This window comes from Okeania sp. SIO2F4 (assembly GCF_010672385.1).
GTDB lineage: Bacteria > Cyanobacteriota > Cyanobacteriia > Cyanobacteriales > Microcoleaceae > Trichodesmium.
Genome location: NZ_JAAHGT010001331.1, coordinates 1 through 1,739, shown reverse-complemented (window position 1 = coordinate 1,739; position 1,739 = coordinate 1). Strand labels below are relative to the sequence as shown.

General features: G+C 34.8%; 1 protein-coding gene. It reads left to right on the top strand.

The window, feature by feature from the left end:
- Nucleotides 1–552 precede the first annotated feature (552 nt).
- The gene (locus F6K22_RS40160) at nucleotides 553–1,242 is read left to right on the top strand and encodes a glutathione S-transferase N-terminal domain-containing protein (protein ID WP_293110685.1); all 690 of its coding nucleotides are present in this window, start codon (nucleotides 553–555) and stop codon (nucleotides 1,240–1,242) included.
- The last annotated feature ends 497 nt before the right edge of the window (nucleotides 1,243–1,739 follow it).

Here is a 1,739-nt window from a genome sequence, read left to right as displayed (position 1 = left end):
AAAACTCTTAGACTTGCTTTCATTAATGGATAATTACTTCTCCCTAAAAGGGAGAGGATTGACGCTCAAGGAAAAAATTTATTTCTCTTGGTTGATTGGATATGGTTAGGTCACCTATCCATCCCTCAACCGCTTTTTCTCCTTGAAAGGGGAGACTTTCAACCTGAATTATTTAATTATTAATTATTCGGTAAAGTTTTGATTAACGTCAGCAAATAGGCAATAGGAGGGGTAAATTTTTTGATTTTAGATCTCGATTTTATATCTGGAATTAATTTCAAAAAGTTAGGATTTTTTGTTCCTCAGCGCTGAAATACCAAAGCATAATTATTATCCCTACTTCCTGACTCTTTTCCTCACCAAAAAAATTGTTCAACAAACCCTAATTAATGATAAAGATTAACAAAGAATGCTTTGAGAGTAACGTTTATTTTTTTCTCAATCTTTCAACTCTAAGTATTCCTGAAAAAAAACAAATTAATTGCTGACAACTAATAGCTAATAGCTGTATGCTGACAAAAAATTAGACAAAAATTGGAGATTTTTTCAATTATGACCCTAGACTTATATTACTGGCCGACTCCTAATGGTTGGAAAGTGAGTATCATGCTCGAAGAAACCGAAACTTCCTATAATTTAATTCCTATTAATATTATGGCTGGAGACCAGTTTCAACCAGAATTTCTCAAAATTAGCCCTAACAATAAAATGCCCGCTATTGTTGACCCCAACGGGCCTGATGGTAATCCTATTTCTATATTTGAGTCAGGAGCTATTTTGCTTTATTTAGCAGAAAAAACAAGTCGCTTTATTCCAGAAAACCCACACGATCGCTACACAGTTATTCAATGGTTAATGTTTCAAATGGGTGGTGTCGGGCCAATGTTAGGGCAAGCTCATCATTTTCGTCAATATGCACCCGAAAAAATTCCCTATGCTATTGAAAGATATACAAATGAAACATCTCGTTTGTATCGAGTATTAGATAAACAACTATCCCAACTTGAATATGTAGCAGGAGATTATTCGATCGCCGATATGGCAATATATCCTTGGATAGTTTCCCACGAAAAGCAAGGGCAAAATTTAGCAGACTTTCCTAATTTAAAGCGATGGTTTGAAACTGTTAGTAAGCGACCTGGGGTGACTCGTGGTTTAGCAGTTTTGAGTGAGATTCCAGTGCAGAAACTTGACGATCAAGCAAGAGAAAATCTTTTCGGCACTCGTCAGTTTCAGCAGTGATTTATAACTATTAATTTTTCTTGGGTGGGTAAGTTTTTTCCTCCCTAAAAAATTCTGTAGAGACGTTCCATTAAGCGTCTCTATAAATCTCATTCAGACTGCTAACTTTTCTGCAAACAAATTTCTCAATCTGCCAAATTTTTAAAATCTAAAGTATCCTCTTTGCCAGAGGTAGTAGAATTAAAGCCATATATATTTGGTCACCTAAAATCTGAACCAATATTATTAATAGAATCAGAAACATAAAAAAGTGAAATTGTTTTGGGCTAGGTTTCCGCCAACAGAACAGAATATATATATTCTCACTAATGACCTGAGTCAATCTTAATAAGAGCGATGTAGTCTATTAAACCCGCCCTACACTTGTTGCATTTATTTATGCTCATAGTCATTCTGAATAAGACTGGAGCACTTTTTTAACTGAAACTCTTTCAAGGCAAGAAAACCTTGTCTCAATCTTAACTGGAATAACTATAGTTCTTTCAGGAGAGTAGTCA